Here is a 1,276-nt window from a genome sequence, read left to right as displayed (position 1 = left end):
CGGCTTGTATCGAGGCTCTGCCACGGGTATGTCCTCTTCTTCAAAGGTTGCCCGCTCCTCCTTCTCCTCTTCATCATATACTTCGGTCTCCCGTCTCTTGGGATCACCTTCACCGCATTTACCTCGGCGGTGATCGGCTTCATACTCTGTAATGGTGCATATAATTCAGAATATATTCGTGGAGGAATCCAATCGGTATCCTCCGGGCAGATGACTGCCGCCCTGTCTCTTGGGATGTCAAGGGTGCAGGCGATTAGGAGTATCATACTCCCGCAGGCTTTGCGAAAATCACTTCCCGGACTCTCAAATGAGTTCATCTACCTGATCAAGTACTCGTCACTGGCATACATGATCACGGTTGTCGAGATCACAGGGGCAGGCAATATTATTGCAACGAAATATTTTGCCTTCTTTGAGGTCTTCATTCTGATCGGAATCTTCTATCTTGCTCTTGTAACAGTTGCAGGACGGGTTATCGCGAGGATAGAGAAGAAAATTGCAATTCCCGGGTTTGGCGGAGTATAATTATTCGTCTTCCATTCCTGCAAAGAAGACCATCCTGGCTGGCCGCCTGAGGACTGCACCGCAACGGGGGCATACTGCTGTATCCCTGCATGCAGGGCTACAGGTTGCACAGGTATCAAGAACAACAAAGACATTCTCACAATGGGGGCAGAGCCAGTCTTCCATGCTGTTCTACTCCTCCTTCCCGAGTGTCTTCATAACGAGCAGGGTGATGTCATCAGACTGTGGATTATCCCCGGCAAATGCACTGATATCCTCGATGATTGAGGCGATGATCCCGGCCGCCGTCTCGCCCTGGATTCCTCCGAGCACTGCCTCAAGCCGCTCTTCTCCATAGAGCTCATCGTCTTTGTTCTCTGCTTCGGTTACCCCGTCTGTATAGAGGACGAGGAGATCATTTTCATGCAGGGGTATCTCAACGGTTTCAAGTTCGATATCCTCAATGACGCCAAGGGCAATGCCTTCTGCTTTCAGGAGCGTGATCGAATGATCGTCACCACGCAGGAAGACCGGTGGATTGTGTCCGGCGTTGACATAGGTGAGCGTCTTCTTGTTGGCATCCAGAATAGCATAGAAGAGGGTGACGAACATGCTCGTCTTTGAGTCTTCATAGATGAGCCTGTTTGCCTGGGTGATAGCTGTTGCAGGAGATGGCTCGTCTGCTGTGCTGGCCCTCACAAGAGTTCGTGAGAGCGCCATAAAGAGTGCAGCCGAGACGCCTTTTCCCGAGACATCTGCGATGACAAGGCCG

3 protein-coding genes are annotated in these 1,276 nt (G+C 51.3%); 1 reads left to right on the top strand and 2 read right to left on the bottom strand.

Annotated features, from left to right (window positions below; genetic code table 11):
• Window positions 1-525 (top strand): amino acid ABC transporter permease (locus QCH34_RS12900; protein ID WP_300334727.1); only part of this gene is annotated, 525 nt, incomplete at its 5' end.
• Here QCH34_RS12900 and QCH34_RS12895 read toward each other — a convergent pair.
• A complete protein-coding gene (locus QCH34_RS12895) occupies window positions 526-690 on the bottom strand; it encodes a hypothetical protein (protein WP_300334726.1) in 165 nt (54 codons plus the stop codon).
• A gap of 6 nt (window positions 691-696) precedes the next feature.
• Window positions 697-1,276 (bottom strand): PP2C family protein-serine/threonine phosphatase (locus tag QCH34_RS12890; protein ID WP_300334725.1); only part of this gene is annotated, 580 nt, incomplete at its 5' end.

This window comes from Methanocalculus sp., from assembly GCF_029762515.1.
In the GTDB taxonomy this organism is placed as follows: domain Archaea; phylum Halobacteriota; class Methanomicrobia; order Methanomicrobiales; family Methanocorpusculaceae; genus Methanocalculus.
Note: the sequence above shows the minus strand (reverse complement) of the source record. Positions and strands in the feature narration are given on the sequence as shown.

Excerpts from the sequence above, each read along its gene's own strand:
- QCH34_RS12895 (WP_300334726.1), bottom strand. The coding sequence starts at position 690 with ATGGAAGACTGGCTCTGCCCCCATTGTGAGAATGTCTTTGTTGTTCTT.